Here is a 25,313-nt window from a genome sequence, read left to right as displayed (position 1 = left end):
CGGGGTCCGGCGGCGTTCGCGGCTGCCTCGGTCAGCCTTGGTTCAGCCGAGCTTGGACACGTCCCGCACCGCGCCGCGGTCCGCGCTCGTCGCCATCGCCGCGTACGCCCGCAGCGCCGCCGAAACCTTGCGCTCGCGGTTCTTCGGCGCGTACACGCCGTTCAGCGCGTCACGGCGGGTGGTCAGCTCGGCCTCGGGGACGAGGAGCTCGATCGAGCGGTTCGGGATGTCGATCCGGATTCGGTCGCCGTCCTCGACCAGTGCGATCGTGCCGCCCGACGCCGCCTCCGGCGATGCGTGGCCGATCGACAGGCCCGACGTGCCGCCGGAGAAGCGGCCGTCGGTGACGAGTGCACAGCTCTTGCCGAGGCCGCGGCCCTTCAGGAAGGAGGTGGGGTAGAGCATCTCCTGCATGCCGGGGCCGCCGCGCGGACCCTCGTAACGGATGACGACGACGTCACCCTCCTTGATCTCCTTGCGGAGGATCTTGTCGACGGCCTCGTCCTGCGACTCGCAGACGACCGCCGGGCCCTCGAAGGTCCAGATCGACTCGTCGACGCCCGCCGTCTTCACGACGCAGCCGTCCTCGGCGAGGTTTCCCTTCAGGACCGCGAGGCCGCCGTCCTTGGAGTACGCGTGCTCCAGGTCACGGATGCAGCCGCCCGCCGCGTCCAGGTCGAGGGTGTCCCAGCGCTCGGACTGCGAGAAGGCCGTCGCGGAACGCACGCATCCGGGGGCCGCGTGCCACAGCTCGACGGCCTCGGGGGACGGGGAGCCGCCGCGAACGTCCCAGTTCTTCAGCCACTCGCCGAGGGTGGCGGAGTGCACCGAGCGCACGTCCTCGTCGAGCAGGCCGCCGCGGTGCAGCTCACCGAGGATGGCGGGGATGCCGCCGGCCCGGTGGACGTCCTCCATGTAGTACGTGCCACCGGGGGCCACGTTGGGGGCGACCTTCGACAGGCAGGGAACGCGGCGCGAGACCTCGTTGATGTCGTCGAGGTCGTAGTCCAGCTCGGCCTCCTGCGCGGCGGCGAGCAGGTGCAGGATCGTGTTGGTGGAGCCGCCCATGGCGATGTCCAGCGCCATCGCGTTGTCGAACGCGGCGCGGGTGCCGATGGAGCGCGGCAGGACCGTCGCGTCGTCCTGCTCGTAGTAGCGCTTGGTGATCTCGACGACCGTGCGGCCGGCCTCCTCGTACAGCGCCTTGCGGGCGGTGTGCGTGGCAAGGACGGAGCCGTTGCCGGGGAGGGAGAGGCCGAGGACCTCGGTCAGACAGTTCATCGAGTTGGCGGTGAACATGCCGGAACAGCTGCCACAGGTGGGGCAGGCGTTCTCCTCGATACGGAGGATGTCCTCGTCCGAGACGTTCTCGTTGACGGCGTCACTGATCGCGTTGATCAGGTCGAGCTTGCGAACCGTGCCGTCGACGAGGGTGGCCTTGCCGGCCTCCATCGGGCCGCCGGAGACGAAGACCGTCGGGATGTTGAGGCGCATCGCGGCCATCAGCATGCCGGGGGTGATCTTGTCGCAGTTGGAGATGCAGATCAGCGCGTCCGCGCAGTGCGCCTCGACCATGTACTCGACGGAGTCGGCGATCAGGTCGCGGGACGGGAGGCTGTAGAGCATCCCGGCGTGGCCCATCGCGATGCCGTCGTCGACGGCGATCGTGTTGAACTCACGGGGGACTGCGCCTGCGGCCTTGACGGCGTCGGAGACGATCCTGCCCACGGGGGCGAGGTGGGTGTGGCCGGGGACGAACTCGGTGAACGAGTTGGCGACCGCGATGATCGGCTTGCCGATGTCCTCGCCGGCTACGCCCGAGGCCCGCATAAGGGCGCGAGCGCCCGCCATGTTGCGGCCGTGGGTGACAGTGCGGGACCTCAGCTGGGGCATCGTCTCTCGCTCCTTCGACAGAAAAGACTGTCATCGAGCCTACGCCTCGACTCCAAGATCTGGACACTGTGTCCGGAATGCGGGACGGGGTGCTCAGTGAGTGGGCGGGTGCGGCTCGATGGGTGGGGGTCGCCGCGCGGGGCCCGTTCCCCTTGCCCGCCGCTTTCCTGGAACCGGGGCTCCACCCGGGACCCCGGTCCTCGAACGCCGGACCGACGGAAAGGTCACCCGGGGGCGGTCAGGTCTCCGTCAAATAACGCTGGAGCGTCGGTGCGACCATGGCGATGATCTTCTCGGGGTCTGCCGAAGCCAGCGGCTCCGCCTGGATCACGTACCGCAGCATCGCGATCCCGAGCATGTGCGACGCGGCCAGTTCCGCACGGAACGTCGCGTCCGGGACGTCCAGCGCCTCCGCGATCCGCTCCAGCAGCCGTCGCAGGACGAAGCCGCGCAGTACCTTCGCCGCCCCTTCGTGCGTCAGGGCGGAGCGCATGATCGCCAGCAGGGGGGCTCTGGACGCCGGGTTCTCCCACACGCCGATGAAGTAGCGGGCCAGCCGCTCCCCCAGACCGTCCGTGCCCATGCCCAGGACGGACGGGATCACCAGGGCGGGTTCGAAGGAGACCTCGATCGCCGCCGCGAAGACCTCGTCCTTCGTACCGAAGTAGTGGTGGACGAGTGCGGCGTCGACGCCTGCCGCCCTGGCGATGCCCCGGATCGACGTCTTGTCGTAGCCCCGCTCGGCGAATTCGGTGCGGGCCGCTTCCAGGATGCGTTCGCGGGCGCCGGGGCCGGTGTCTGCCGTCGTACGGGCGGGGCGGCCTCGGCGCTTCGGGCGCTCGGGGGGGGTGTGTGCCGTGCCCTCCCCGCCGGTGTTCCCGCCCGTCCTGCCGGGGGTCATGAGCGCGGGACCCGCGCCGACGAGGACGCGAGGTGGAGCCGGGTGAAGGCGAGCGCTTCCGCCAGGTCGGCTTCACGTTCCACTGCGGACATGGCGCGGCGGGTGTTGACCTCGATGACGACATGGCCGTCGAAGCCCGTACGCGCCAGGCGCCCCAGCAGTTCCGCGCAGGGCTGGTCACCGCGGCCGGGCACCAGGTGCTCGTCCTTGTTGGAGCCCTTGCCGTCGGCGAGGTGGATGTGGGCGAGCCGGTCGCCCATCCGGTCGACCATGGCCATGCCGTCGGTGCGGGCGGTCGCGGTGTGCGAGAGGTCCACGGTGAAGTGGCGGTAGTCGTTGTTGGTGACGTCCCAGTCGGGGGCGTACGCGAGCATCTCGCGGTCCCGGTACCGCCACGGGTACATGTTCTCGACGGCGAAGCGCACATCCGTCTCGTCCGCCATCCGCCAGATGCCGGTGATGAAGTCGCGCGCGTACTGGCGCTGCCAGCGGAACGGCGGATGGACGACGACGGTCGTCGCTCCGAGCTTCTCCGCGGCCGCGCGGGCCCGCTGGAGCTTCACCCATGGATCGGTGGACCAGACCCGCTGGGTGATCAGCAGGCAGGGCGCGTGAACGGCGAGGATCGGCACCCGGTGGTAGTCCGAGAGGCGTCGCAGCGCCTCGATGTCCTGGCTGACGGGATCGGTCCAGACCATGATCTCGACACCGTCGTAGCCCAGACGCGCGGCAATCTCGAAGGCCGTCGCCGTCGACTCCGGATAGACGGAAGCCGTCGACAGGGCGACCTTCGCATCCGGGATGCGCACCACTGGTTCTGCCACGCAGACAGCGTACGGGGCAGGTGTGCGCGCCACCGAGGCGTCGCGACGGAAAGTGAGAAGGGCCATGACTCCGCTCCCGGCGTTCCGCGCTCCCCCGTCGCCCCGGTCCTCCGACGGAACGCGCGGTCAGTTCAGGGCGGCGGACGCCGCCGTCGGAAGGTGGTCCAGGCGGCGCAGGATCACTCCCTCGCGCAGCGCCCACGGGCAGATCTCCAACTCCTCCACACCGAAGAGATCCATCGCCCCCTCGGCGACCATCGCCCCGGCGAGCAGCTGCGCGGCCCGCCCCTCGGAGACACCGGACAGCCGGCCGCGCTGGTCGGCTGTCATGGCCGCCAGCTTCGGCACCCATTCCTCCAGGGCCTTCCGGGTGAGGGTGCGCTGCACGTAGAGACCCTCGGCGGAGCGCGCGGCGCCCGCGATCCTGGCGAGCTGCCTGAACGTCTTGGAGGTCGCCACGACGTGGTCGGGGCGGCCGAAGCGGCTGAACTCGCCGACCGTACGGGCGATGCTGGCCCGCACGTGGCGGCGCAGCACCTTCACCTCCGTCGGGTCCGGCGGGTCGTGCAGCAGCCAGCCGGCGGTGAGGCGCCCGGCCCCGAGCGGCAGCGACACGGCGGCGTCGGGCTCCTCGTCGATGCCGTACGCGATCTCCAGCGAGCCACCGCCGATGTCGAGGACCAGCAGCTTCCCCGCCGACCAGCCGAACCAGCGGCGGGCCGCGAGGAAGGTGAGCCGGGCCTCCTCCTCGCCGCTGAGGACGGCGAGATCGACGCCCGTCTCCTCCCGTACCCGGGTCAGCACATGGTCGGCGTTGCTCGCTTCCCGCACCGCGGACGTGGCGAACGGCAGCACGTCCTCGCAGCCCTTGTCCTCGGCGGCCTGCAGCGCACCGGCGATCGTCGAGACGAGCCGGTCCACGCCTTGGGGGCCGATCGCTCCGTCCGCATCGAGAAGTTCGGCCAGGCGCAGCTCCGCCTTGTGCGAGTGCGCGGGCAGCGGGCGGGCGCCGGGATGCGCGTCCACCACCAGCAGATGAACCGTGTTCGACCCCACGTCGAGGACTCCGAGTCTCATACGCGGAACGCTACTGCTCCTGCGGACTTACCCTTGGCCCGTGGCAAAGACGAAAAAGGCGAAGCCGGGCAAAGTCACGAAGAAACAGAGAACGAAGCAGGAGATGCAGCAGCCAGAAAAGACCGGACCTGACCGGTCCGAAGACGAGAAGGGGATCGACTTCGCACGCGCCTGGGTCGAGTTCCCCGATCCCGCGGACGACGAGCAGATCTTCCGCTGCGACCTGACCTGGCTGACCTCCAGGTGGAACTGCATCTTCGGCAGTGGCTGCCAGGGCATCCAGGCGGGCCGTGCGGACGACGGATGCTGCACGCTGGGTGCGCACTTCTCCGACGAGGACGACGAGAAGCGGGTGGCGGACCACGTCTCCCGGCTGACCCCGGAGCTGTGGCAGTTCCACGACGTCGGTACGGAGACGGGCTGGGTCGAGGTCGACGACGACGGCGAACGCCAGACGCGCCGCTGGAAGGGGTCCTGCATCTTCCAGAACCGGCCCGGATTCGCGGCCGGAGCCGGGTGCTCGCTGCACATCCTGGCGCTGCGCGAGGGCAAGGAGCCCTTGGAGACCAAGCCGGACGTGTGCTGGCAGCTGCCGATCCGGCGTACGTACGAGTGGATCGACCGCCCCGACGACACGCGTGTGCTCCAGGTCTCGATCGGCGAGTACGACCGCCGGGGCTGGGGTCCGGGCGGTCACGATCTGCACTGGTGGTGCACGTCGGCGACCTCGGCGCACGGGGCCGGGGAACCGGTCTACGTCTCGTACCGGCCCGAGCTCACCGAGCTGATGGGCAAGGAGGCGTACGAGCGGCTGGTCGAGCTGTGCGAGGAGCGGTTGTCCTCGCTGCTGCCGATGGCGCCGCATCCGGCGGATCCGGTAGGACCCGCAAAGGCCCAGGGGCCCACTGGCCCGCTGGGCTGAGGGCCGACGGGCCGAGGTCGGCATTCAGCCCGTCGGTGCCGGGTCGGACGGGCTTGTCCCGGGGTCGGACGGGCTGGACGAGTTCGACGGGTCCGGTGACGGTGGCTGAGTCGGGTCCGTCGGCGAGGGAGTGGGCTCCGTCGGGTCCGGCGACGGGTCGGTCGGTGACGGGTCCGTCGGCGAGGGGGTGGGCTCCGTCGGCGAGGGGGTGGGCTCCGTCGGGTGCGGCGACGGGGCCGTGGGACCGGGTGAGGGCGGCGGCGGGGCGGACGGGCCGCCGGACGACGTCGCTCCGTACCCGCTGATCGCCACCGCCGAGCCCGATGGGGCGAGGCCGATACGGGCACCCCAGGCACCCGCCGGTTCTCTCCTATGGTCGACGAGGACGCGGATCGTGACGCTCTCACCTGCGGCAAGGGTGCCGGAGGACCTGCTGAGGCGCAGCCAGGGCGCATCCGCCCGCGCGGACCAGGCCACGGGCGCGCCGCCCGAGGCGGTCAGCGTGATCAGCGTCGCGCCACCGGAGGAACGGGCCGTGACCCGGATCCTGCCGGGGCCGTGCTGTCCCCTCGCCGAGCTGATGACCTCGGCGGAGACATCCGGTGTACGGCTGCCGTCCTTGAAGCGGGCGCCGGGCTCGGGGCTGGCGTTGCCCGCATTCTCGTAGCGGTCGTGCGGGTCGCCGTCGAGACCGCGCCGGTCGTCCGTCCCGGCCGCGGAGACCGGCGCTCCTTCGTGCCCCTCGCCGGTCAGCGGCGCCCCCCGATAGGCGGACCACAGGGCAATCACGGGGGCGGCGACAACCGTCGCCACCACCGTCGTCGTCACGACTCGCGCCCGGAGCCGGTCCCGGCGCGCGGCGTGGTCCTTGGGATCCATCGGGAAGCCCGCCCGGTCGAAGCGCGGACTGCCGGACCGATTCCTCTGGGCATGGATCATCGCGACGTATGCGGACGGCCGCGGCGCCTCCACGATCGGCAGCGCGGCCGCAGGGGTCAAGGCACCGCCCGGCCAGGGGCCCTCGGCGCCCGCCCGTTCGGCGGCGCGACGGCAGCGGGGGCAGTCGTCGACGTGACGGACGAGTTCGCGGCGCAGGGCGGTGGAGAGCAGGACCCGGTGGTCGCCGGTGAGGCGGGCGACGGTGGGACAGTTGCCGGTCTCGACGACGGCGAGGGCGGCGCGGGTGCGTTCCACCTCGCAGGCCGCGGCGGCGAGGATCTCGTGGGCGGTCGCGGCTTCGAGGCCGAGGACGGCGGCCACGGCGCTCGGGGCGAGGCGGTGGCGTACGGCCAGTTCGAGCGCTTCGCGTTGTTCGGGGGTGGTGCCGGCCGCTTCGGGCCAGGCGAGCTGCGCGAGTTCTCGGCGGCGCGCTTCGGCGGCCGGGGCGGAATCGGGGGTCGGAGCAGCGGTGGTCGTGGGGCCCGCCCCGCTGGTGGCCGGGGGTGGGGTGACGGCCGGGAGCGTACGGCTTTCCGGACGCGCCCCCCTGGGGGACTTCCCGCCCGACTGCTTCCCCGGCTGGTGGCGATGCGCCTGACGACCCCGTTTCTGCTCGGTGAGCTTGCGCAGGCACGTCCACCTGGCCAGCGCGTACAGCCAGGTTTTACGTTCCTCCTCACCCGCGGGGCACCGCCCGTCCTGCCGTTCCGCGACGGCGAGCACCGTCCCGAGCGCCTCGACGGCGCCGTCGTGGTCGCAGAGCACCGAGAGGCAGTAGGTGAACAGGCCGTCGAGATGCGGCTCGTAACGGGCGGGCGGTCTCCGCGGCGACGAGTGGGGCGCACGGTGCTGCGTCCGGTGTGCGCCGGTGGTGGATGTAGAGGTCTCCAGCCTGCTGCTCGTCACCCGGCGACCGTAGGCAGGGCAAGGCATGTTCTTGGCGCCTCTTGCCCACTTTTAACCCGTACGGGTGAACGTATCGCTCAAAATGGGACAGGAGCCCCTGATTCCGCCGGAGCCTCCTCCCCGTTTCCTGCCACCGCGACCGCCCGTGCACCCGCGCCGGGCGGTGTTGTCAGTCCTCACCTATACGGTGGCGCCATGGCTGCCCGTACGAAATCCGCGAAGGACCGGCCGTCCTACCGCTGCACCGAATGCGGCTGGACCACCGCCAAATGGCTCGGCCGCTGCCCCGAATGCCAGGCATGGGGGACGGTCGAGGAATTCGGCGGTGCCCCTGCCGTACGGACGACGGCAGCCGGCCGCGTGAGCACGGCCGCTCTCCCCATCGGCCAGGTCGACAGCCGGCAGGCCACCGCCCGGTCGACCGGTGTCGACGAGCTGGACCGGGTGCTCGGCGGCGGGCTGGTCCCCGGCGCCGTGGTGCTGGTCGCGGGCGAGCCGGGCGTGGGCAAGTCGACGCTTCTGCTGGACGTGGCAGCCAAGGCGGCCAGTGACGAGCACCGCACCCTCTATGTCACCGCGGAGGAGTCCGCGAGCCAAGTGCGGCTGCGTGCCGACCGGATCCGCGCGATCAACGACCACCTCTACCTCGCGGCCGAGACCGACCTCTCCGCGGTCCTCGGCCATCTGGACGCGGTCAAGCCGTCCCTGCTCATCCTCGACTCCGTACAGACCGTCGCCTCGCCCGAGATCGACGGTGCGCCCGGCGGTATGGCGCAGGTCCGGGAGGTCGCCGGAGCGCTCATCCGCGCCTCCAAGGATCGCGGCATGTCCACGCTGCTGGTCGGCCATGTCACCAAGGACGGCGCGATCGCCGGGCCGCGGCTGCTGGAGCATCTCGTCGACGTGGTGCTGTCCTTCGAGGGCGACCGTCATGCGCGCCTCCGGCTGGTCCGCGGCGTGAAGAACCGGTACGGCGCGACGGACGAGGTCGGCTGTTTCGAACTGCACGACGAGGGCATCACCGGCCTCGCCGACCCGTCCGGGCTCTTCCTCACCCGGCGCGACGAACCCGTACCCGGCACCTGTCTCACAGTCACCCTGGAGGGACGTCGCCCGCTCGTCGCCGAAGTGCAGGCGCTGACGGTCGATTCGCAGATCCCGTCGCCCCGGCGCACCACCTCCGGGCTCGAGACGTCCCGGGTCTCGATGATGCTGGCGGTTCTGGAGCAGCGCGGCCGGATCAGCTCGCTCGGAAAGCGGGACATCTACAGCGCGACGGTCGGCGGTGTGAAGCTCTCCGAGCCCGCCGCCGACCTCGCGGTCGCACTGGCGCTGGCCAGTGCGGCAAGCGACACACCACTGCCCAAGAACCTGGTGGCGATCGGCGAAGTGGGCCTCGCGGGCGAGGTCAGACGCGTGACCGGGGTGCAGCGCAGACTGGCCGAGGCACACCGGCTGGGCTTCACCCACGCACTGGTCCCGACCGACCCGGGGAAGGTCCCGGCCGGTATGAAGGTCACGGAAGTCGCCAACATGGGCGACGCGCTGAGAGTACTCCCGCGCCGGTCTCGTACGGAGGCCCCACGGGAGGACAACGCGCGCCGGTAGACTTTGCCCTGGTCTCGCCCGTCCGTACGAACGGCATGAAGGACGTAAGGGCACCGCAAACCTGTAACCGGAGGAGTGCAGTGGCAGCCAACGACCGGGCAGCATCGCCCGGAAAGTCCGGCCAAGGCACCGGTAACGAGGCGCTGATGCGCGCCTCGCTGAGCGCCGTCGCGCCCGGAACGGCCTTGCGGGACGGCCTGGAGCGCATTCTCCGCGGCAACACCGGCGGACTGATCGTGCTGGGCATGGACAAGACCGTCGAGTCCATGTGCACCGGCGGCTTCGTGCTGGACGTCGAGTTCACCGCGACGCGACTGCGCGAGCTGGCCAAGCTCGACGGGGCGCTGATCCTCGACAAGGACATGAGCAAGATCCTCCGGGCCGGCGTGCAGCTGGTCCCGGACGCCTCCATCCCCACCGAGGAGACCGGAACCCGCCACCGCACGGCGGACCGGGTCTCCAAGCAGTGCAACTTCCCTGTCGTCTCGGTCTCGCAGTCGATGCGTCTGATCGCGCTGTACGTGGACGGGGAGCGCCGGGTCCTGGAGGAGTCCGCCGCGATCCTGTCGCGCGCCAATCAGGCCCTCGCCACCCTGGAGCGGTACAAGCTCCGGCTCGACGAGGTGGCGGGCACGCTCTCCGCGCTCGAGATCGAGGACCTGGTGACGGTCCGCGATGTGACGGCCGTCGCACAGCGGCTGGAGATGGTACGCCGGATCGCGACCGAGATCGCCGAGTACGTGGTGGAGCTGGGCACCGACGGCCGGCTTCTCTCGCTCCAGCTCGACGAGTTGATCGCGGGCGTCGAGCCGGAGCGCGAGCTGGTCGTGCGCGACTATGTGCCGGAGCCGACCGCGAAGCGGTCCCGTACGGTCTCGGAGGCACTGACCGAGCTGGACGCGCTCTCTCACACCGAGTTGCTCGAACTGCCCGTCGTGGCACGGGCCCTGGGGTACAGCGGCTCGCCCGAGACCCTGGACTCGGCGGTCTCGCCGCGCGGCTTCCGGCTGCTGGCGAAGGTGCCGCGACTGCCCGGGGCGATCATCGACCGGCTCGTGGAGCACTTCGGAGGACTCCAGAAGCTGCTCGCCGCGAGCGTGGACGATCTCCAGACGGTGGACGGGGTCGGCGAGGCGCGGGCGCGGAGCGTGCGCGAGGGGCTCTCGCGGCTGGCCGAGTCGTCGATTCTTGAGCGGTACGTGTAGGGGGCGGGTCTCACGTCGGCTCGGGGCCCGGTCGGTCGACCGGGCCCCGACGTGCGTGCGGGACCGTGTTCACGTCCTGCTCAGCACGTCGGCACTTGGCGGGCCGGTCCTGCGCGAGCCGGTCATTGCCGTCGGCCGTTCGCGTCGGCTCCTCGCGGACCCGTCCTTCTCGAACTGGCCCTTCGTACACCGGTACTTCGCACGCGGGCCTTTCGCGTCAGTCCTTCGCGAGGACGAACGACGCGCGCTGCAGGGGCTCGCCGGAGGCCTTCGCCTCGACGAGGTACGTACCCGGACCCACGGATCCCGCGGATGGCGTCGCGCACTGCGGAGCGCTCTTCTGCCGGTCCCACTCCACGGTGTGAACGATGGTCGCGCCCGCCGGGACCTCCAGCAGCACACTGCCCGCGTTGCGCGGGCAGTCCTTGGAGGACCACACCTCGGCGTCGTCGCCACCGGCCTCGGTGATGGTGAGCACCGCGCTCTTCGGTCCGAAGTCGGCCTTGCAGGCGGTGGACGAGGTGTTCTTCACGATCAACTGGAACTTCGGCTTCTCGCCGGGGCCGTACCTGAGCCCGGTGCGCAGGGTCAACTGCAGTGCGGAAGCAGTGCAGTCGGGGATCGAGGAGCCGGCCGGGACCTGTCGGCCCTCGGTTCCGCCGCCGGACGCACCGCCGGAATCCGATCCGGTGCCGGGGTCGCCGTTACTGCCGTCGCCTGTCCCGCCCGTGGTGTCCTCGGAGCCCGCGCCGGTACCGCCGTTGCCGTCGCCGCCACCGTCAGTGGTGCCCGACTCGTCGCGTCCGCCCGGCTGTTGGCTGTAGGCCGGTCCGGAACTGGCAGGTCCAGGACCGATGGAGTGTGCGGGACCGGACCCGTTGGGCCGGGAATCGTCCTTGTTTCCCTTGCTCCCACCGGAGGTGACGGCCCATACGATCAGCAGCGCGAGCAGCGCAATCAGCGTCGCCGCTACAGCCCTCCGTCGCCAGTAGATGGTGGAGGGAAGCGGCCCGATCGGATTGCGCAGAGATCCCACGGCGCAAACTGTACGAGAGATCCGCGCCAACTCCCGCCGCACCCGCCGCTCCGACCCCCAAGTTTTGCGGATCATCATCATGGGGTGGCCGGATTCCGACCCCAACTTTCGCCAGGTGCGGTCCCTGACGATCGCGCAATGTGACGACCGTGCGCTGATGCCTACGGACAGTCACATGAGGAGTTCGACCACTGAGGCCGCGTACAGGGACATCACCGACTTCGCGCACGGCGCGCCACCCTGGGTGCAGCATCTCGCCGAAATGCGGACGGAGCTCGGGCGGCTGGTCCTCGGCGTCCTGTTCGTCGTGGGCTGATGGCGGGCGCGCGGAGAGCAGACGGGAGCCCTGGCCCGCTCGGTGCTTGCGCCCCTCGCGGGGGAGGCCGTATGTCGTCAGCGAGGTGCTCAAGACGGTCGTGAACGAGGAGCGCCCGTGTCGTGCGGTCGTCGGCGCGGCAGCCTCGTCGGCGCCCTGCCTGTCGACGGGCGACCGGTCGTTCCCGAGCAATCACGCGGCCATAGCCGGCGCCGCCGCTGTCGCACTGGCGTGCGCCCGGCCGCGCACGGCCTGGTTCACAGTGCCGATGGCGCTGCTGATGGCGCTCTCCGGGGTCTTTGTCGGGGTGCGCTGCCCGCACGATGTCGCGGTGTTGCTGCTGGTGGGCGGATCCGTGGCGGCGCTGGTGACCGTCCTGCTGTCCCGTCCGACGCGCTCGCTCGCCCGGACGGTGCGGGACGGCCTGGTATCCCTCGCGGTCTGGATATCCGGCCCGGGGGCGGGCGGCCCGGCCCGGGAACACAGCACAGGTCACTGATCGGGCCGGGGCCCGGGCGAAAGCACGTGCGGCAGCCCGGGCGAAGGCGCTGACCGGGTCTCGTCGTGGGGACAGACGGGTGGCGTTATCACCCCAAGGGCCCTCAAGCGGGGCGACACCACCGTGACCATGACCATCGTCTGCCCTTCCGTGTCAGGATCGACATGCGATGACTGCCATGACTGCGACACAGACGCCCCCCACATCCCTCCACACTCCCGTGATCGGGTGGTTCGACCAGCACGCCCGCGATCTGCCCTGGCGCCGCCCCGAGGCGGGTGCCTGGGGTGTGATGGTCAGCGAGTTCATGCTGCAGCAGACCCCCGTCAACCGGGTCATCCCGGTGTACGAACAGTGGCTGGCCCGCTGGCCGCGCCCCGCCGACCTGGCCGCCGAGCCCCCCGGCGAAGCGGTCCGCGCGTGGGGCCGGCTCGGCTACCCGCGGCGTGCGCTGCGGTTGCACGGCGCCGCGCAGGCAATAACGGAACGGCACGGCGGCGACGTACCGAGCGAGCACAGCCAACTGCTCGCACTGCCCGGGATCGGTGAGTACACAGCGGCGGCCGTGGCCTCGTTCGCGTACAGGCAGCGGCATCCCGTGCTCGATACGAACGTCCGCCGGGTGTTCGCCCGGGCCGCGACCGGCATTCAGTACCCGCCGAACGCGACCACCGCCGCCGAGCGGAAACTCGCCCGCGCGCTCCTCCCCGACGAGGACGAACGCGCGGCCCGCTGGGCGGCAGCCACGATGGAACTCGGCGCGCTCGTCTGCACCGCCAAGAACGAGGACTGCACGCACTGCCCGATCGCGACGCAGTGCGCCTGGCGGCTGGCCGGGAAGCCCGCGCACGAGGGGCCTCCGCGCCGCGGTCAGACCTACGCCGGTACGGACCGGCAGGTGCGCGGACGGTTGCTCGCCGTTCTGCGTGAGGCGGTGACCCCGGTGTCGCAGGCGGCACTGGACACTGTGTGGGACGAGCCGGTGCAACGGGCACGGGCGCTGGACGGCCTGGTCGCCGACGGCCTGGTCGAGCCGCTCCCGGGCGGCCAGTACCGACTTCCGCAGAGCTAGTGCCGTGACCGGCGATGTCCGCCCATGAGGAACGTCGTCCGGTGCGTGCGATCGCAAGGCGGCCAAAAGTCCTGGTAGCTCCGCTACCAGGACTTTTGGCCCATGCGGCAAGCGCGGGGCAAAGCTTGCCGGGAGGTGCTCCAGTGCCGTGTCCGGCGGATCGGGGCCGCGACGCCTGGCACAGCCCTGATCCGCCGGACACCCCCTGGGAACAGAGCAGGAAGGTCCTCCCGCTCCGCTGTTACACAACCGATGGACAGCCGCGCGTCGGCGTATGGCTGCTCCGCACAGCGCCGTGACAACCGCTCCGTAACGTCTCCGACCGTCAGCCACGCACCAGTGGCCGGCAGAGGGCAAACGGGGATCGACGGGGACGGAGGCGGTTGGAATGGCGCAGGGCGAGGTGCTCGAATTCGAAGAGTACGTACGCACCCGGCAGGACGCACTGCTGCGCAGTGCGCGCCGCCTGGTCCCCGACCCGGTGGACGCGCAGGACCTGCTGCAGACCGCCCTGGCCCGTACCTTCGGCCGCTGGGACGGCATCGCCGACAAGTCCCTGGCCGATGCCTACCTGCGCCGCGTCATGATCAACACCCGTACGGAGTGGTGGCGGGCCCGCAAACTGGAGGAGGTGCCCACCGAGCAGCTGCCCGACGCCAGCATCGAGGACGGCACCGAGCAGCGCGCCGACCGTGCTCTCCTGATGGACGTCCTGGGTGTGCTGGCTCCCAAGCAGCGCAGCGTCGTCGTGCTGCGACACTGGGAGCAGATGACCACGGAGGAGACGGCCGCGGCGCTCGGCATGTCGCCGGGTACGGTGAAGAGCACGCTGCACCGTGCGCTGGCACGGCTGCGCCAGGAACTGGAGAGCCGCGAGGCCATGAGCAGGGAAGCCAGGATCCGTGAGGCCCAGGGCCGCACGGCGGGCGACCGGGCTCCTGCCACCGGCGCCGCGCAGCGTGCGCGGGCAGGGGCGCAGCTCCGCGGACAGGCGGACCGGCGTCATGACGAACGGGGGCGGGAGCAGTGCGCGGCCTGACAGGCAGCGGTGGACGCGGGGACGGCAGCAGCGGTACCACCGGCGGGAACACGGCGACCGGCGGAAGCGGGGCGGCCCGCAGCGGTGGTCGCCGGCGGACCCGGTGGGCGGCGAGCAGCACGGCGCTGGTCGGGCTCGCCGTTCTGGCGCTGCTCACCGTCAGCTGTTCCACCGGTGGTACGGGCACCCGTGACGAGGGCCCGGCAGGCTCCCAGTCGGCCGCCCATGTCACGCCGTCGGTCACCGCGCCGTCCACGGCGAACCCCACCCCGCGGGTCGATCCCGTCCAGCTGGTCAAACGGGACTCCCGGGTGAGCGAGCGGGTCAGGACGGACCTGAAGCCCTGCACGGGCCACGAGTACCCGGTCGACTCCTCGTACGGCAGGCTGACGGGCGGCTCCGCACCCGACATCGTGGTGAACGTGATGACCTGCGGCGACTCGGTGGGTGTCGGCACCTACGTGTACCGCCGGCAGAGCAACGGCACGTACGAGAACATCTTCACCACCGAGCAGCCCGCGGTCTACGGCACCATCGACCGGGGTGATCTGGTCGTGACGACGCAGGTGTACGAGAAGAAGGACGCGGTCGCGTACCCGTCGGGCGAGGAAGTGGTCACGTACCGCTGGGCCGACAACCGGTTCGCCGAGCACGACCGGGTGCACAACGACTTCAACAGAGCCGTCGGCAACGGAGAAGGGGATCTCCCGGAGCCCACGGAACCGACGAAGAACTGAGAGCAGTCGATGGCCGAGACCCACGTCCTGTTCGTCGAGGACGACGATGTCATCCGCGAGGCCACCCAGCTGGCGCTGGAGCGTGATGGTTTCGCGGTCACCGCGATGCCCGACGGCCTCTCCGGTCTGGCGGCGTTCCGGGCCGACCGGCCGGACATCGCCCTGCTCGACGTGATGGTGCCGGGCCTGGACGGGGTCAGTCTGTGCCGCCGTATTCGCGACGAGTCGACCGTGCCCGTGATCATGCTGTCCGCCCGCGCCGATTCGATCGATGTGGTGCTCGGCCTGGAGGCCGGCGCCGACGACTACGTCACCAAGCCGTTCGACGGCGCTGTTCTGGTCGCCAGGATCCGAGCCGTGCTGCGCCGCTTCGGCCATGCGTCGGGCGGGCAGCAGGGCGGCGCGGAGGCGGAGTCGAAGCCCGTCGGCGGGGTACTGGTCTTCGGCGACCTGGAGGTCGACACCGAGGGCATGGAGGTACGCAAGGGCGGCGCGCCCGTGGCGCTGACCCCGACCGAGATGCGGCTGCTGCTGGAGTTCTCGTCCGCGCCCGGCACGGTGCTCTCGCGCGACAAACTGCTCGAACGGGTCTGGGACTACGGCTGGGGAGGAGACACCCGGGTCGTGGATGTCCATGTGCAGCGGCTGCGTACCAAGATCGGGCAGGACCGGATCGACACGGTCCGCGGTTTCGGCTACAAACTCAGGCCATGAAGCGGCTGGCACTGCGGACGGGGGTCCGCTGGAAGATCAGTATCGCGATCGCCGTAGTGGGCGCGCTCATCGCCGTGGCGCTGAGCCTCGTCGTCCACAACGCCGCCCGCGTCTCGATGCTGGAGAACGCCCGTGAGGTCCAGCTGGAGCGGCTGACGTACGCGCAGCTGCTGTATGAGGCGACGAAGACGAAGAAGGCCGATCCCAAGTTCGGCGCCAAGCTCAATGACCCGACGATGCCGCAGAGCCTGCGGGCGGAGATCCGTAAGAACCGGCGCGCCACGCATGTCGACGAGTACGGGAACGGGGTGCCCGATGTGTGGGCCGCCGTGCCGCTGGCCAATGGCGATGTGCTGTCCCTGCACACCCGCTTCGCGGACCGTTCCGTCACGATCATGGGCGATCTCGACCGGGCGTTGATCATCGGCTCCGTCTCGGTGGTCTTCGGTGGCTGCGCGCTGGGCGTGCTGGTCGGCGGGCAGCTGTCACGCAGGCTGCGCAAGGCGGCGGCTGCGGCCGGCAAGGTCGCGCAGGGCCAAACGGAGGTACGGGTCCGGGAGGCCATCGGCGGCGTCATCCGGGACGAGACCGACGAGCTGGCCCGCGCGGTGGATGCCCTGACGGACGCGCTGAACGAACGGATCGAGGCGGAGCGCCGGGTCACCGCGGACATCGCGCACGAGCTGCGCACCCCCGTGACCGGACTGCTGACCGCCGCCGAGCTGCTGCCGCCGGGCCGCCCCACCGAGCTCGTACGGGACAGGGCGCAGGCGATGCGCACGCTCGTCGAGGACGTGCTGGAGGTGGCCAGGCTGGACAGCGCGTCGGAGCGTGCCGAGCTGCAGGAGATCGCATTCGGTGAGTTCGTCAGCCGCCGGGTCGCGCTGCTGGACCCCGATGTGCGGGTCCAGGTGGTGCACGAATCGTGGGTCAGCACCGATCCGCGCCGGCTGGAGCGCATCCTCGGCAATCTGCTGGGGAACGCCGCGAAGCACGGCTCCACTCCGGTGGAGGTCACGGTCGAGGGACGGGTGGTGCGCATCCGCGATCACGGGCCTGGTTTCCCGGAGGCGCTGCTGCGCGAGGGCCCGAGCCGGTTCCGCACCGGAAGCAGCGACCGCTCCGGGCGCGGGCACGGCCTGGGGCTGACGATCGCGGCCGGTCAGGCCCGGGTGCTCGGCGCCCGGCTGACGTTCCGCAACGCGGCGCCGCAGGGTGTGGCGGAGGGGACCGGCGGGGCGATCGCCGTGCTGTGGCTGCCGGAGCACGCCCCGACGAACACCGGCAGCTTCCCGATCGTGCACCTCGCCGAACAGCGCAGGCCCGAGAGTTCGCGGGCGGTCGCGCCGTCGGACGGCACACCGTTCGGCAGCTGATCCGGCCGGGCAGCGACGAAGGGGCCCCGGGGTGCGCGGTCCGCGCACCCCGGGGCCCCTGGTCACTGTCGGGTCAGACGTTCTCGCTCTGCTTGGCGTCGGTCACCGGCTCCGGTGCCTCCACGCCGCTCTCGGCGGTGGGCTTGGCCTCCGGGCCCGCCCCCCGCAGCGGTACCTCCTTGACGAACACCGCCGCCACCAGCGCGATCACACCGACCGATGCGCCGACCAGGAAGGCGATGTGGGTGCCGGACGACACCGCGAACTGGTACGCCTCACGCACCGCGTCCGGCAGCTTCGCCAGGCTCGCCGCGTCCAGCTGCGCGGACTTCGAGGTGGCCGCTCCGCCGCCGCGGGCCATCATCTCGTCCTGCACCCGTCCGGTGAACAGCGCACCCATGATCGCGACGCCGAAGGAGCTGCCGAGCGTACGGAAGAGGGTGGTCGCGGAGGAGGCGACGCCCATGTCCTTCAGCTCGACGCTGTTCTGTGCGACGAGCATCGTGATCTGCATCAGGAAGCCCATGCCCGCGCCGAGGACCGCCATGTAGACGCCGGAGGTGAAGCGGGTGGTGCCGGTGTCCATCTGCGAGAGCAGGAACAGGCCGGCCACCATCAGGATGGAGCCGACGATGGGGAAGATCTTGTACTTGCCGCTGCTGGTGGTGACCCGTCCGGCGATCAGCGAGACGACCATCATCGACAGCAGCATCGGCAGGAGCAGCAGACCGGAGTTGGTCGCGGACGCACCCTGGACGGACTGCTGGAAAAGCGGCAGGAAGAGCACCGCTCCGAACATCACGAAGCCGGTCATGAAGCCGACGACCGACATCAGTGTGAAGTTGCGGTTGCGGAAGATGTGCAGCGGAATGATCGGTTCTGCGGCCTTCGTCTCGACGAAGAGGAAGCCGACGAGCGAGACGACACCGATCGCGATGAGCTCCATGATCACGGCGGAATCCCAGGCGTATTCCGAACCGCCCCAGGTGGTGACCAGCACGATCGCGGTGATGCCGAGGGTCAGCAGCCCGGCGCCGAGGTAGTCGACCTTCGCCCGGGTGCGCTTCCCGTTCGGCAGGTGCAGTACGGCGGTGACCATGGCGAGGGCGACGGCGCCCAGCGGCAGGTTGATGTAGAAGCTCCAGCGCCAGCCGAGGTGGTCGGTGATGGTGCCGCCGACCAGCGGCCCGCCGATCATGGCGATCGCCATCACACCGGCCATCATTCCCTGGTACTTGCCGCGCTCGCGGGGCGGCACCAGGTCGCCGATGATGGCCATGACACCGACCATCAGGCCGCCCGCGCCGAGCCCCTGGACCGCGCGGAAGCCGATCAGCTGGCCCATGTCCTGGGCCATGCCGCTCAGTACGGAGCCGATCAGGAAGAGCACGATGGACGTGAGGAAGATGCCCTTGCGTCCGTACATGTCGCCGAGCTTGCCCCAGATCGGGGTCGAGGCCGCGGTGGCCAGGGTGTACGCGGTGACGACCCAGGACAGATGCTCCAGGCCGCCGAGATCACCGACGATGGTCGGCATGGCGGTGCCGACGATCAGGTTGTCGAGCATGGCCAGCAGCATGGTGATCATCAGGGCGAGCATCACCACCCGGACGCTGCGCTGCTGCGGTTCGGGTGCGGCGGGCGGCTCGTCGGCAGTCTTCTCGGCTGCTCGGCCGTCCGGCTTCCCGTCCGCCGCCTTCTTCAGGTCCGACATGGTTCCCAACTCCCCTGATCCCCTGTTAGCCGGGCCCTTACTTGCCGCCCGGCTAGTTGACTACACTGGGGAAAATAGACCCGCAACTAGCCGGGCGTCAAGTAAGTTGTTTGGGGAGCGCACCATGGGCAGCACGCCGCAGCCACGCCGGGGCAATACGCGCCAGCGCATCCAGGACGTCGCCCTGGAGCTCTTCGCCGAGCAGGGCTACGAGAAGACCTCGCTGCGCGAGATCTCCGAGAAGCTGGACGTCACCAAGGCGGCGCTGTACTACCACTTCAAGACCAAGGAAGACATCCTCATCAGCATCTTCGAGGACCTCAACCGGCCCGTCGAGGAGCTGATCGCCTGGGGCAAGGAACAGCCGCGCACCCTGGAGACGAAGAAGGAGATCCTGGTCCGCTACAGCGACGCACTGGCCGCAGCGGCGCCGCTCTTCCGGTTCATGCAGGAGAACCAGGCGACCGTACGGGAACTCAGCATCGGGGAGACCATCAAGGGCCGCGTCGTGACCCTCCTCGATCTGATCAAGGAACCCGACGCGCCGCTGACCGACCAGGTGCGCTGCTTCACCGCACTCTTCACACTGCACGCGGGCATGTTCGCCCTCAAGGACTTCGACGGCGACCCCGAGGACAAGCGCAAAGCCGTCCTCGAAGTCGCCTTCGACCTCATCACCCAAGCCCACAGCCCGGGCCCCGCGAGCTAGTGCCGTGACCGGCAGTGTTTGCGACGGGGCAGAGCCTGCCGGGAGGGGCGCGAGCGGGATCCGGGCCGTGGTGCGGCCGTCAGGTCGGGTCAGACCGTGACGCCCTGCCGGTACAGGAACGAGACCGGGTTGATCGCCGAACCGTAGTTGGCGGTGTGACGGATCTCGAAGTGCAGGTGCGGGCCGCTGGAGTTACCGGTATTGCCCGAGAGGGCGATCTTCTCGCCCGTGCCCACGGTCTGGCCTATGCGCACGTCGATCCGCGACAGGTGCGCGTACTGCGAGTACGTGCCGTTACCGTGCTTGATCACGATGGCGTTGCCGTACGCGGGACCGTCGCCGCCGCCGTTCGGGCCGGCCTTCACGACGGTGCCGGAGTGCGCGGCCTGGACAGTGGTCCCGATCGGCACGGCGAAGTCCTGGCCGGAGTGCTTGTGAGCCCAGCGGCTGCCATCGGTGCCGAAGCTGGCACTCAGCGCGTAGTGGCGGACCGGCGTCATCCAGGAAGCGGCCTTGCCGGCGGCTTCCTTGGCGGAGCTGCGCGCGGCCTGCTCCGCCGCACCGGCCTTCTTGACCGCCGCCTTGGCCTGCGCCGCCGCCTGCGCGGCGACCGAGTCGGCCGCCGTGTTGCCGATCAGGCTCGCGGTGCCGGGGACGCTCGCCGGGGCGGCCGCGAACGCAGCGCCCGCGCCGAGAACCATCGACGTTCCCAGGCCGGCTGCCACCACGGCGCCACGGACACGGGACATGGACGGGCGGCGGGAGTGCTGGAACGTAACGCGCTTCGACATAAGCGGGGATCCTCCGGATGCGAGTGGACCCGGCTTGTCCGCCGGGCTGGCCATCCCTTGGTAACCCGCCGCCCCACTTGTGCTCAAACACCCCATCTACTAAGAAAAGTCGTATTCGCGCCCCAGGGAACTCGTTGTCACGGGCCCCGGACCCCCGGCACGCAACTCGGCCGAATCTCCTCGACCAAACTGGTTTAACCCCAGTTCCAAACCGCCCGAAACGGACATGTTGCAGTGTTTCGGTCCCCTCCTCCCGTCGCACCGAAGGTCCCGTTCCACTGCGGGGCGAGGGCCCCGTCCGCGATCACGGACCCGTCTCCTATGTCTCGTAGGAGGGCCCAAAGGGGGTGTGCGCCTTGTCACTGCCGCGAGGACCGAAGACCGTCCGATTCGGGACATTCGGCATGCAACCTGACTGCGCTGTCACGGCAGAACTCAGCTCCCGGGGCGGGAGAGCGATGACCAGCGACCGCGCTGACCCGGCCTGGGTGGTGGACGCGGGCGCCGACGCGTCCCGTGCGACGGGCCGCACCCACAAGGCCTCCTCGCCTGACGGCCGGCCACTGCGGCCGCCGTGAACACCCCGCTCCGGTCAACGGACCGCTGGATGTGGAACCCGGGCCGGGCGACACCGTCTCACGGGCGCCTCAGGTGACCCGCCCGGCCGTACCTGTGGTGTCACCGGCGGAGTTCGAAGCCGGGGCGGCCCTTCCCTCCGTCAGGGATCCGGTGCTCCGCTTCACCACGGGCGAGGGCGGGCTGGAGCAGATTCCCCGCATCTTTCCCGCAGGGGAGTCGCTCCTGCTCGCCCCGGCCCCACGCGGGGGCTCATCGATCTGTCCCCGCTCGAAGCTCTGCCCGGCCTCCGGGTGGACCTCATCGGCGGTTCGCAGATCATCGGCGGCGAGGGGCTCATCGTGCGCACCTGACGGCACGGCGAAGGGGGCTGCCCCGGGACCGTACGAAACGGTCCCGGGGCAGCCCCCTTCGGATGCTCGGACGCTCAGCGCGCCCTTACACGTCCTTCGTCAGGTTCGGGCCGGCGCCGCCTGCCGCCTGCTCGATCGGCGGGACGTCGGGCAGCGCCGACTTCTCCTCGCCGCGGAAGGTGAACTTCTTCTCCTCACCCTCGCCCTCGGTGCCGACGACCACGATGTGACCGGGGCGCAGCTCACCGAAGAGGATCTTCTCGGAGAGGATGTCCTCGATCTCGCGCTGGATCGTCCGGCGCAGCGGCCGGGCGCCCATCACGGGGTCGTAGCCCTTCTTCGCCAGGAGCGACTTGGCTTCCGAGCTGAGCTCGATGCCCATGTCGCGGTCCTTCAGGCGCTCGTCCACCTTGGCGATCATGAGGTCGACGATCTGGATGATGTCTTCCTCGGTGAGCTGGTGGAAGACGACCGTGTCGTCGACACGGTTGAGGAACTCAGGGCGGAAGTGCTGCTTGAGCTCTTCGTTGACCTTGTTCTTCATCCGCTCGTAGCCGGTCTTGACGTCGCCCTGGGCGGCGAAGCCCAGGTTGAAGCCCTTGGAGATGTCCCGGGTCCCGAGGTTGGTCGTCATGATGATGACCGTGTTCTTGAAGTCCACGACCCGGCCCTGGGAGTCGGTCAGGCGACCGTCTTCCAGAATCTGGAGCAGGGAATTGAAGATATCGGGGTGGGCCTTCTCGACCTCGTCGAAGAGGACGACGGAGAACGGCTTGCGGCGCACCTTCTCGGTGAGCTGGCCACCCTCTTCGTAACCCACGTAACCGGGGGGAGAACCGAAGAGGCGGGAAACCGTGTGCTTCTCGCTGAACTCCGACATGTCGAGGGAGATCAGCGCGTCCTCGTCGCCGAAGAGGAATTCGGCGAGCGTCTTGGAGAGCTCGGTCTTACCGACACCGGACGGGCCGGCGAAGATGAACGAGCCACCGGGGCGCTTCGGGTCCTTCAGACCGGCTCGCGTACGGCGGATCGCCTGCGAGAGGGCCTTGATGGCGTCCTTCTGGCCGATGACGCGCTTGTGGAGCTCGTCCTCCATGCGCAGCAGTCGGGAGGACTCCTCCTCCGTCAGCTTGAAGACCGGGATGCCGGTGGCGGTGGCCAGGACTTCGGCGATGAGCTCGCCGTCGACCTCGGCGACGACGTCCATGTCGCCGGCCTTCCACTCCTTCTCCCGCTTGGCCTTCGCCGCCAGCAGCTGCTTCTCCTTGTCGCGGAGGGACGCTGCCTTCTCGAAGTCCTGGGAGTCGATGGCCGACTCCTTGTCGCGGCGGACACCCGCGATCTTCTCGTCGAACTCGCGGAGGTCCGGCGGCGCGGTCATCCGGCGGATACGCATCCGGGAACCGGCCTCGTCGATCAGGTCGATCGCCTTGTCCGGCAGGAAGCGGTCCGAGATGTAGCGGTCGGCCAGCGTCGCGGCCTGGACCAGCGCCTCGTCCGTGATGGAGACGCGGTGGTGGGCCTCGTAGCGGTCGCGCAGACCCTTGAGGATCTCGATGGTGTGCGGCAGCGACGGCTCCGCGACCTGGATCGGCTGGAAGCGGCGCTCGAGAGCGGCGTCCTTCTCCAGGTGCTTGCGGTACTCGTCGAGCGTCGTCGCACCGATCGTCTGGAGCTCACCTCGCGCCAGCATGGGCTTGAGGATGCTGGCGGCGTCGATCGCGCCCTCGGCGGCGCCCGCACCCACGAGGGTGTGGAGCTCGTCGATGAACAGGATGATGTCGCCGCGGGTGCGGATCTCCTTGAGGACCTTCTTCAGGCGCTCCTCGAAGTCACCGCGGTAGCGGGACCCGGCGACCAGCGCGCCGAGGTCGAGGGTGTAGAGGTGCTTGTCCTTGAGGGTTTCGGGCACCTCGCCCTTGACGATGGCCTGCGCCAGGCCCTCGACGACCGCCGTCTTGCCGACGCCGGGCTCGCCGATGAGGACCGGGTTGTTCTTGGTACGGCGGGAGAGCACCTGCATGACCCGCTCGATCTCCTTCTCGCGCCCGATGACCGGGTCGAGCTTGGATTCGCGAGCGGCCTGGGTGAGGTTCCGGCCGAACTGGTCGAGCACCAGGGACGTGGAGGGCGTGCCCTCCGCGGGGCCGCCAGCGGTGGCCGCCTCCTTGCCTCCCGAGTACCCGGAGAGCAGCTGGATGACCTGCTGCCGCACCCGGTTCAGGTCGGCGCCCAGCTTCACGAGGACCTGGGCGGCGACGCCCTCGCCCTCGCGGATCAGGCCGAGCAGGATGTGCTCCGTGCCGATGTAGTTGTGGCCAAGCTGAAGAGCCTCGCGGAGCGACAGCTCCAGGACCTTCTTGGCTCGGGGAGTGAAGGGGATGTGCCCGGACGGGGCCTGCTGGCCCTGGCCGATGATCTCCTCCACCTGCTGGCGGACCGCCTCGAGCGAAATCCCGAGGCTCTCCAGGGCCTTAGCGGCGACACCCTCACCCTCGTGGATAAGGCCCAGGAGGATGTGCTCGGTGCCGATGTAGTTGTGGTTGAGCATCCGGGCTTCTTCCTGAGCCAGGACGACAACCCGCCGCGCGCGGTCGGTGAACCTCTCGAACATCGTTAATCGCTCCTCAGAGCGGTCAGGCAGTAAGGGGTCGGTCCCCTCCCTGTCCTTCCGCAGCTTAGTCCCGCAAGCGGGGACCGCTCATTCCAACTGCCGACACCCGTCCTTGGCCTCCTGCCCCGAACGCCGACAACTGCTCCAACCCGATGGTGCGAGACGATGTTCCCGCAGGCCAGGCAGATACCCCTATCGCCAGTACGCCGATGGCGAACGTGAGACGTGCCGCGCCGCGTGTCGCCCCTCCCCACTAGGGATGTTCTTACCCGCAATTACAGACAGTCCATGCGGCGCGCGCCGGTTCCCTCCGCTACGGGCGAACATTCCTGCGCGCGGAAATGCGCTCGTGCGCCCCCATCATGAACACACTGTGCACACAGTTGCCGACTCTGCGTAACCCTTGGGGCGGTCCGGCAGTTCTTCGGGTATGGCCCTCACCGTCCCGCCCCCACGCGCAGCGCCCGCCGACGAGCGCAAGGGTGACTGTGCGTGGTGGTACGAGCACGAACTCGGCTGGCCGACGGAAGGGATCGCTCCGGTGCAGTTGCCGACCGGGCTGCGGTTCGACGTCCTGGAACTGCCTGCGGCCGCGGGGTACGCGGCGCTGCGGCGGTTGGGGCACACGGGACCCGTGGCGCTGACGGGGCGGACCATGGGGCTGCTGGTGGCCGCGGGGAGCGCCGACGAGCTACCGGGGCTGCTCGACTGGCTGGAGTGGGGCGGGGTCTCCCTCGCGCTGACCGCCGTCGGTACGGGCGGGCGGATCATCGCACCGATGCCGCCCGGCTGGGCTCCTGGCTCGCCGGGGGCCGCCGCGTGGCTGCGGCCCCCCGAGCTGCGGCACGAGGGGAAGCCGGAGCTCCCGGCCCTCGCCGGCCTCGGGAGCAGGGGTGGGGATGCTCCCGATCTCGTACGGCTCGTGGACGCGGTGGCAACGGAATGCCACCGGGCCCGGTTGATGCATGCCCGGACGGGGCGGACGGCAACGCTGCAACCGGCAGCGGAGCTGTCGGCAAAGGAACTGTCGACGGATCGGTCGGCAGTTCAGGCGTTGGCCTTCTCGTAAGCCTCGCGGATCTCTGCCGGAACACGACCACGGTCATTCACATTGTGACCGTTTTCGCGCGCCCACTTACGGATCTCAGCGGTGTCCTTGTTGCCACCGGTAACGGCGCGACCCTTGCCACGACCCACCGCGGCACGGCCACCGGTACGCCGGCCACCCTTGGTGTACGGCTCAAGAAGACCACGGAGCTTGTCCGCGTTGGTCGTGGTGAGGTCAATCTCGTACGTCTTGCCATCCAGAGCGAACGTCACCGTCTCGTCCGCCTCGCCACCGTCGAGGTCATCGACAAGAAGGACCTGAACCTTCTGTGCCACGGGATTTCCTTTCATCGAAAATGCAGTACGCGGAAAGGAAACCGCTTTTCCCCGGAAAACACAAACCCCTGGGAGAGGTTCAGGAGCGCAAGAACACGGGAAACATGCG

Annotated in this window: 22 protein-coding genes; 12 read left to right on the top strand and 10 right to left on the bottom strand. The window is 69.9% G+C overall.

The window, feature by feature from the left end:
• Positions 1-42: 42 nt before the first annotated feature.
• The 4 genes from ilvD to ACGFSA_RS27905 all read right to left on the bottom strand — a co-directional run bounded on the left by ilvD (position 43) and on the right by ACGFSA_RS27905 (position 4,695).
• Complete coding sequence (gene ilvD, locus ACGFSA_RS27920; RefSeq protein ID WP_393308790.1) at positions 43-1,893, bottom strand: dihydroxy-acid dehydratase; 1,851 nt, start codon at positions 1,891-1,893, stop codon at positions 43-45.
• Between the two features lie 238 nt (positions 1,894-2,131).
• Positions 2,132-2,794, bottom strand: coding sequence for a TetR family transcriptional regulator (locus tag ACGFSA_RS27915; protein WP_393308788.1), 663 nt, complete (start codon positions 2,792-2,794; stop codon positions 2,132-2,134).
• Complete coding sequence (locus tag ACGFSA_RS27910; RefSeq protein ID WP_393308786.1) at positions 2,791-3,618, bottom strand: sugar phosphate isomerase/epimerase family protein; 828 nt, start codon at positions 3,616-3,618, stop codon at positions 2,791-2,793. Before ACGFSA_RS27910 ends, ACGFSA_RS27915 begins: the two co-directional genes overlap by 4 nt.
• A gap of 126 nt (positions 3,619-3,744) precedes the next feature.
• Positions 3,745-4,695 (bottom strand): Ppx/GppA family phosphatase, encoded by a 951-nt coding sequence (locus ACGFSA_RS27905; protein ID WP_393308784.1) that lies wholly within the window; start codon positions 4,693-4,695, stop codon positions 3,745-3,747.
• A gap of 40 nt (positions 4,696-4,735) precedes the next feature.
• Here ACGFSA_RS27905 and ACGFSA_RS27900 point away from each other — a divergent pair, with 40 nt between their 5' ends.
• Entirely contained in the window at positions 4,736-5,617 is an 882-nt protein-coding gene (locus ACGFSA_RS27900; protein ID WP_393308782.1) for a hypothetical protein, read from the top strand.
• Between the two features lie 24 nt (positions 5,618-5,641).
• On the opposite strand, the gene ACGFSA_RS27895 is transcribed toward ACGFSA_RS27900, so the two are convergent.
• On the bottom strand, positions 5,642-7,489 hold the full coding sequence (locus ACGFSA_RS27895; protein WP_393308780.1) for a hypothetical protein: 1,848 nt from the start codon (positions 7,487-7,489) through the stop codon (positions 5,642-5,644).
• Positions 7,490-7,657: 168 nt separating this feature from the next.
• Here ACGFSA_RS27895 and radA point away from each other — a divergent pair, with 168 nt between their 5' ends.
• Positions 7,658-9,070: a DNA repair protein RadA gene (gene radA / locus ACGFSA_RS27890; RefSeq protein WP_376333178.1), complete on the top strand. Its 1,413-nt coding sequence runs from the start codon at positions 7,658-7,660 to the stop codon at positions 9,068-9,070.
• 80 nt (positions 9,071-9,150) lie between these two features.
• Positions 9,151-10,275 carry a DNA integrity scanning diadenylate cyclase DisA gene (disA, locus tag ACGFSA_RS27885; RefSeq protein WP_393308777.1) on the top strand — a complete coding sequence of 375 codons (1,125 nt, stop codon included), beginning with the start codon at positions 9,151-9,153 and terminating at the stop codon, positions 10,273-10,275.
• A gap of 217 nt (positions 10,276-10,492) precedes the next feature.
• On the opposite strand, the gene ACGFSA_RS27880 is transcribed toward disA, so the two are convergent.
• Positions 10,493-11,311 (bottom strand): hypothetical protein, encoded by an 819-nt coding sequence (locus ACGFSA_RS27880; protein ID WP_393308775.1) that lies wholly within the window; start codon positions 11,309-11,311, stop codon positions 10,493-10,495.
• A 175-nt stretch (positions 11,312-11,486) separates the two neighbouring features.
• Here ACGFSA_RS27880 and ACGFSA_RS27875 point away from each other — a divergent pair, with 175 nt between their 5' ends.
• The 7 genes from ACGFSA_RS27875 to cseC all read left to right on the top strand — a co-directional run bounded on the left by ACGFSA_RS27875 (position 11,487) and on the right by cseC (position 17,064).
• Positions 11,487-11,627 (top strand): hypothetical protein, encoded by a 141-nt coding sequence (locus ACGFSA_RS27875; RefSeq protein WP_393308773.1) that lies wholly within the window; start codon positions 11,487-11,489, stop codon positions 11,625-11,627.
• An 85-nt stretch (positions 11,628-11,712) separates the two neighbouring features.
• A complete protein-coding gene (locus ACGFSA_RS27870; RefSeq protein ID WP_393308771.1) occupies positions 11,713-12,126 on the top strand; it encodes a phosphatase PAP2 family protein in 414 nt (137 codons plus the stop codon).
• 169 nt (positions 12,127-12,295) lie between these two features.
• Positions 12,296-13,198 carry an A/G-specific adenine glycosylase gene (locus tag ACGFSA_RS27865; protein ID WP_393308769.1) on the top strand — a complete coding sequence of 301 codons (903 nt, stop codon included), beginning with the start codon at positions 12,296-12,298 and terminating at the stop codon, positions 13,196-13,198.
• A 388-nt stretch (positions 13,199-13,586) separates the two neighbouring features.
• A complete protein-coding gene (locus ACGFSA_RS27860) occupies positions 13,587-14,237 on the top strand; it encodes a SigE family RNA polymerase sigma factor (RefSeq protein ID WP_393308767.1) in 651 nt (216 codons plus the stop codon).
• Positions 14,225-14,974, top strand: coding sequence for a hypothetical protein (locus tag ACGFSA_RS27855; RefSeq protein ID WP_393308765.1), 750 nt, complete (start codon positions 14,225-14,227; stop codon positions 14,972-14,974). Before ACGFSA_RS27860 ends, ACGFSA_RS27855 begins: the two co-directional genes overlap by 13 nt.
• A 9-nt stretch (positions 14,975-14,983) precedes the next feature.
• Positions 14,984-15,688: a two-component system response regulator CseB gene (gene cseB / locus ACGFSA_RS27850; RefSeq protein ID WP_393308763.1), complete on the top strand. Its 705-nt coding sequence runs from the start codon at positions 14,984-14,986 to the stop codon at positions 15,686-15,688.
• Positions 15,685-17,064 carry a two-component system sensor histidine kinase CseC gene (cseC, locus tag ACGFSA_RS27845; protein WP_393308761.1) on the top strand — a complete coding sequence of 460 codons (1,380 nt, stop codon included), beginning with the start codon at positions 15,685-15,687 and terminating at the stop codon, positions 17,062-17,064. Before cseB ends, cseC begins: the two co-directional genes overlap by 4 nt.
• Before the next feature lie 73 nt (positions 17,065-17,137).
• On the opposite strand, the gene ACGFSA_RS27840 is transcribed toward cseC, so the two are convergent.
• Positions 17,138-18,778, bottom strand: a complete 1,641-nt coding sequence (locus ACGFSA_RS27840; protein WP_393308759.1) for an MDR family MFS transporter — start codon at positions 18,776-18,778, stop codon at positions 17,138-17,140.
• A 124-nt stretch (positions 18,779-18,902) separates the two neighbouring features.
• On the opposite strand from ACGFSA_RS27840, the gene ACGFSA_RS27835 reads away from it, so the two are divergent.
• Positions 18,903-19,487 (top strand): TetR/AcrR family transcriptional regulator, encoded by a 585-nt coding sequence (locus ACGFSA_RS27835; protein ID WP_393308757.1) that lies wholly within the window; start codon positions 18,903-18,905, stop codon positions 19,485-19,487.
• A gap of 89 nt (positions 19,488-19,576) precedes the next feature.
• Here the strand turns inward: ACGFSA_RS27835 and ACGFSA_RS27830 are convergent, their stop codons facing one another.
• Both ACGFSA_RS27830 and ACGFSA_RS27825 read right to left on the bottom strand, forming a co-directional pair.
• On the bottom strand, positions 19,577-20,278 hold the full coding sequence (locus ACGFSA_RS27830; protein ID WP_393308755.1) for a M23 family metallopeptidase: 702 nt from the start codon (positions 20,276-20,278) through the stop codon (positions 19,577-19,579).
• Between the two features lie 1,014 nt (positions 20,279-21,292).
• Positions 21,293-23,821, bottom strand: coding sequence for an ATP-dependent Clp protease ATP-binding subunit (locus ACGFSA_RS27825; RefSeq protein WP_366133555.1), 2,529 nt, complete (start codon positions 23,819-23,821; stop codon positions 21,293-21,295).
• A gap of 430 nt (positions 23,822-24,251) precedes the next feature.
• Here ACGFSA_RS27825 and ACGFSA_RS27820 point away from each other — a divergent pair, with 430 nt between their 5' ends.
• Positions 24,252-24,890 (top strand): SCO3374 family protein, encoded by a 639-nt coding sequence (locus tag ACGFSA_RS27820; RefSeq protein WP_393308753.1) that lies wholly within the window; start codon positions 24,252-24,254, stop codon positions 24,888-24,890.
• Here ACGFSA_RS27820 and ACGFSA_RS27815 read toward each other — a convergent pair.
• Positions 24,869-25,204: an Lsr2 family protein gene (locus ACGFSA_RS27815; RefSeq protein ID WP_393308751.1), complete on the bottom strand. Its 336-nt coding sequence runs from the start codon at positions 25,202-25,204 to the stop codon at positions 24,869-24,871. The genes ACGFSA_RS27820 and ACGFSA_RS27815 overlap by 22 nt on opposite strands.
• Positions 25,205-25,313 lie beyond the last annotated feature (109 nt).

This window comes from Streptomyces sp. NPDC048496 (assembly GCF_043200055.1).
Taxonomy (GTDB): Bacteria; Actinomycetota; Actinomycetes; order Streptomycetales; family Streptomycetaceae; genus Streptomyces.
Note: the sequence above shows the minus strand (reverse complement) of the source record. Positions and strands in the feature narration are given on the sequence as shown.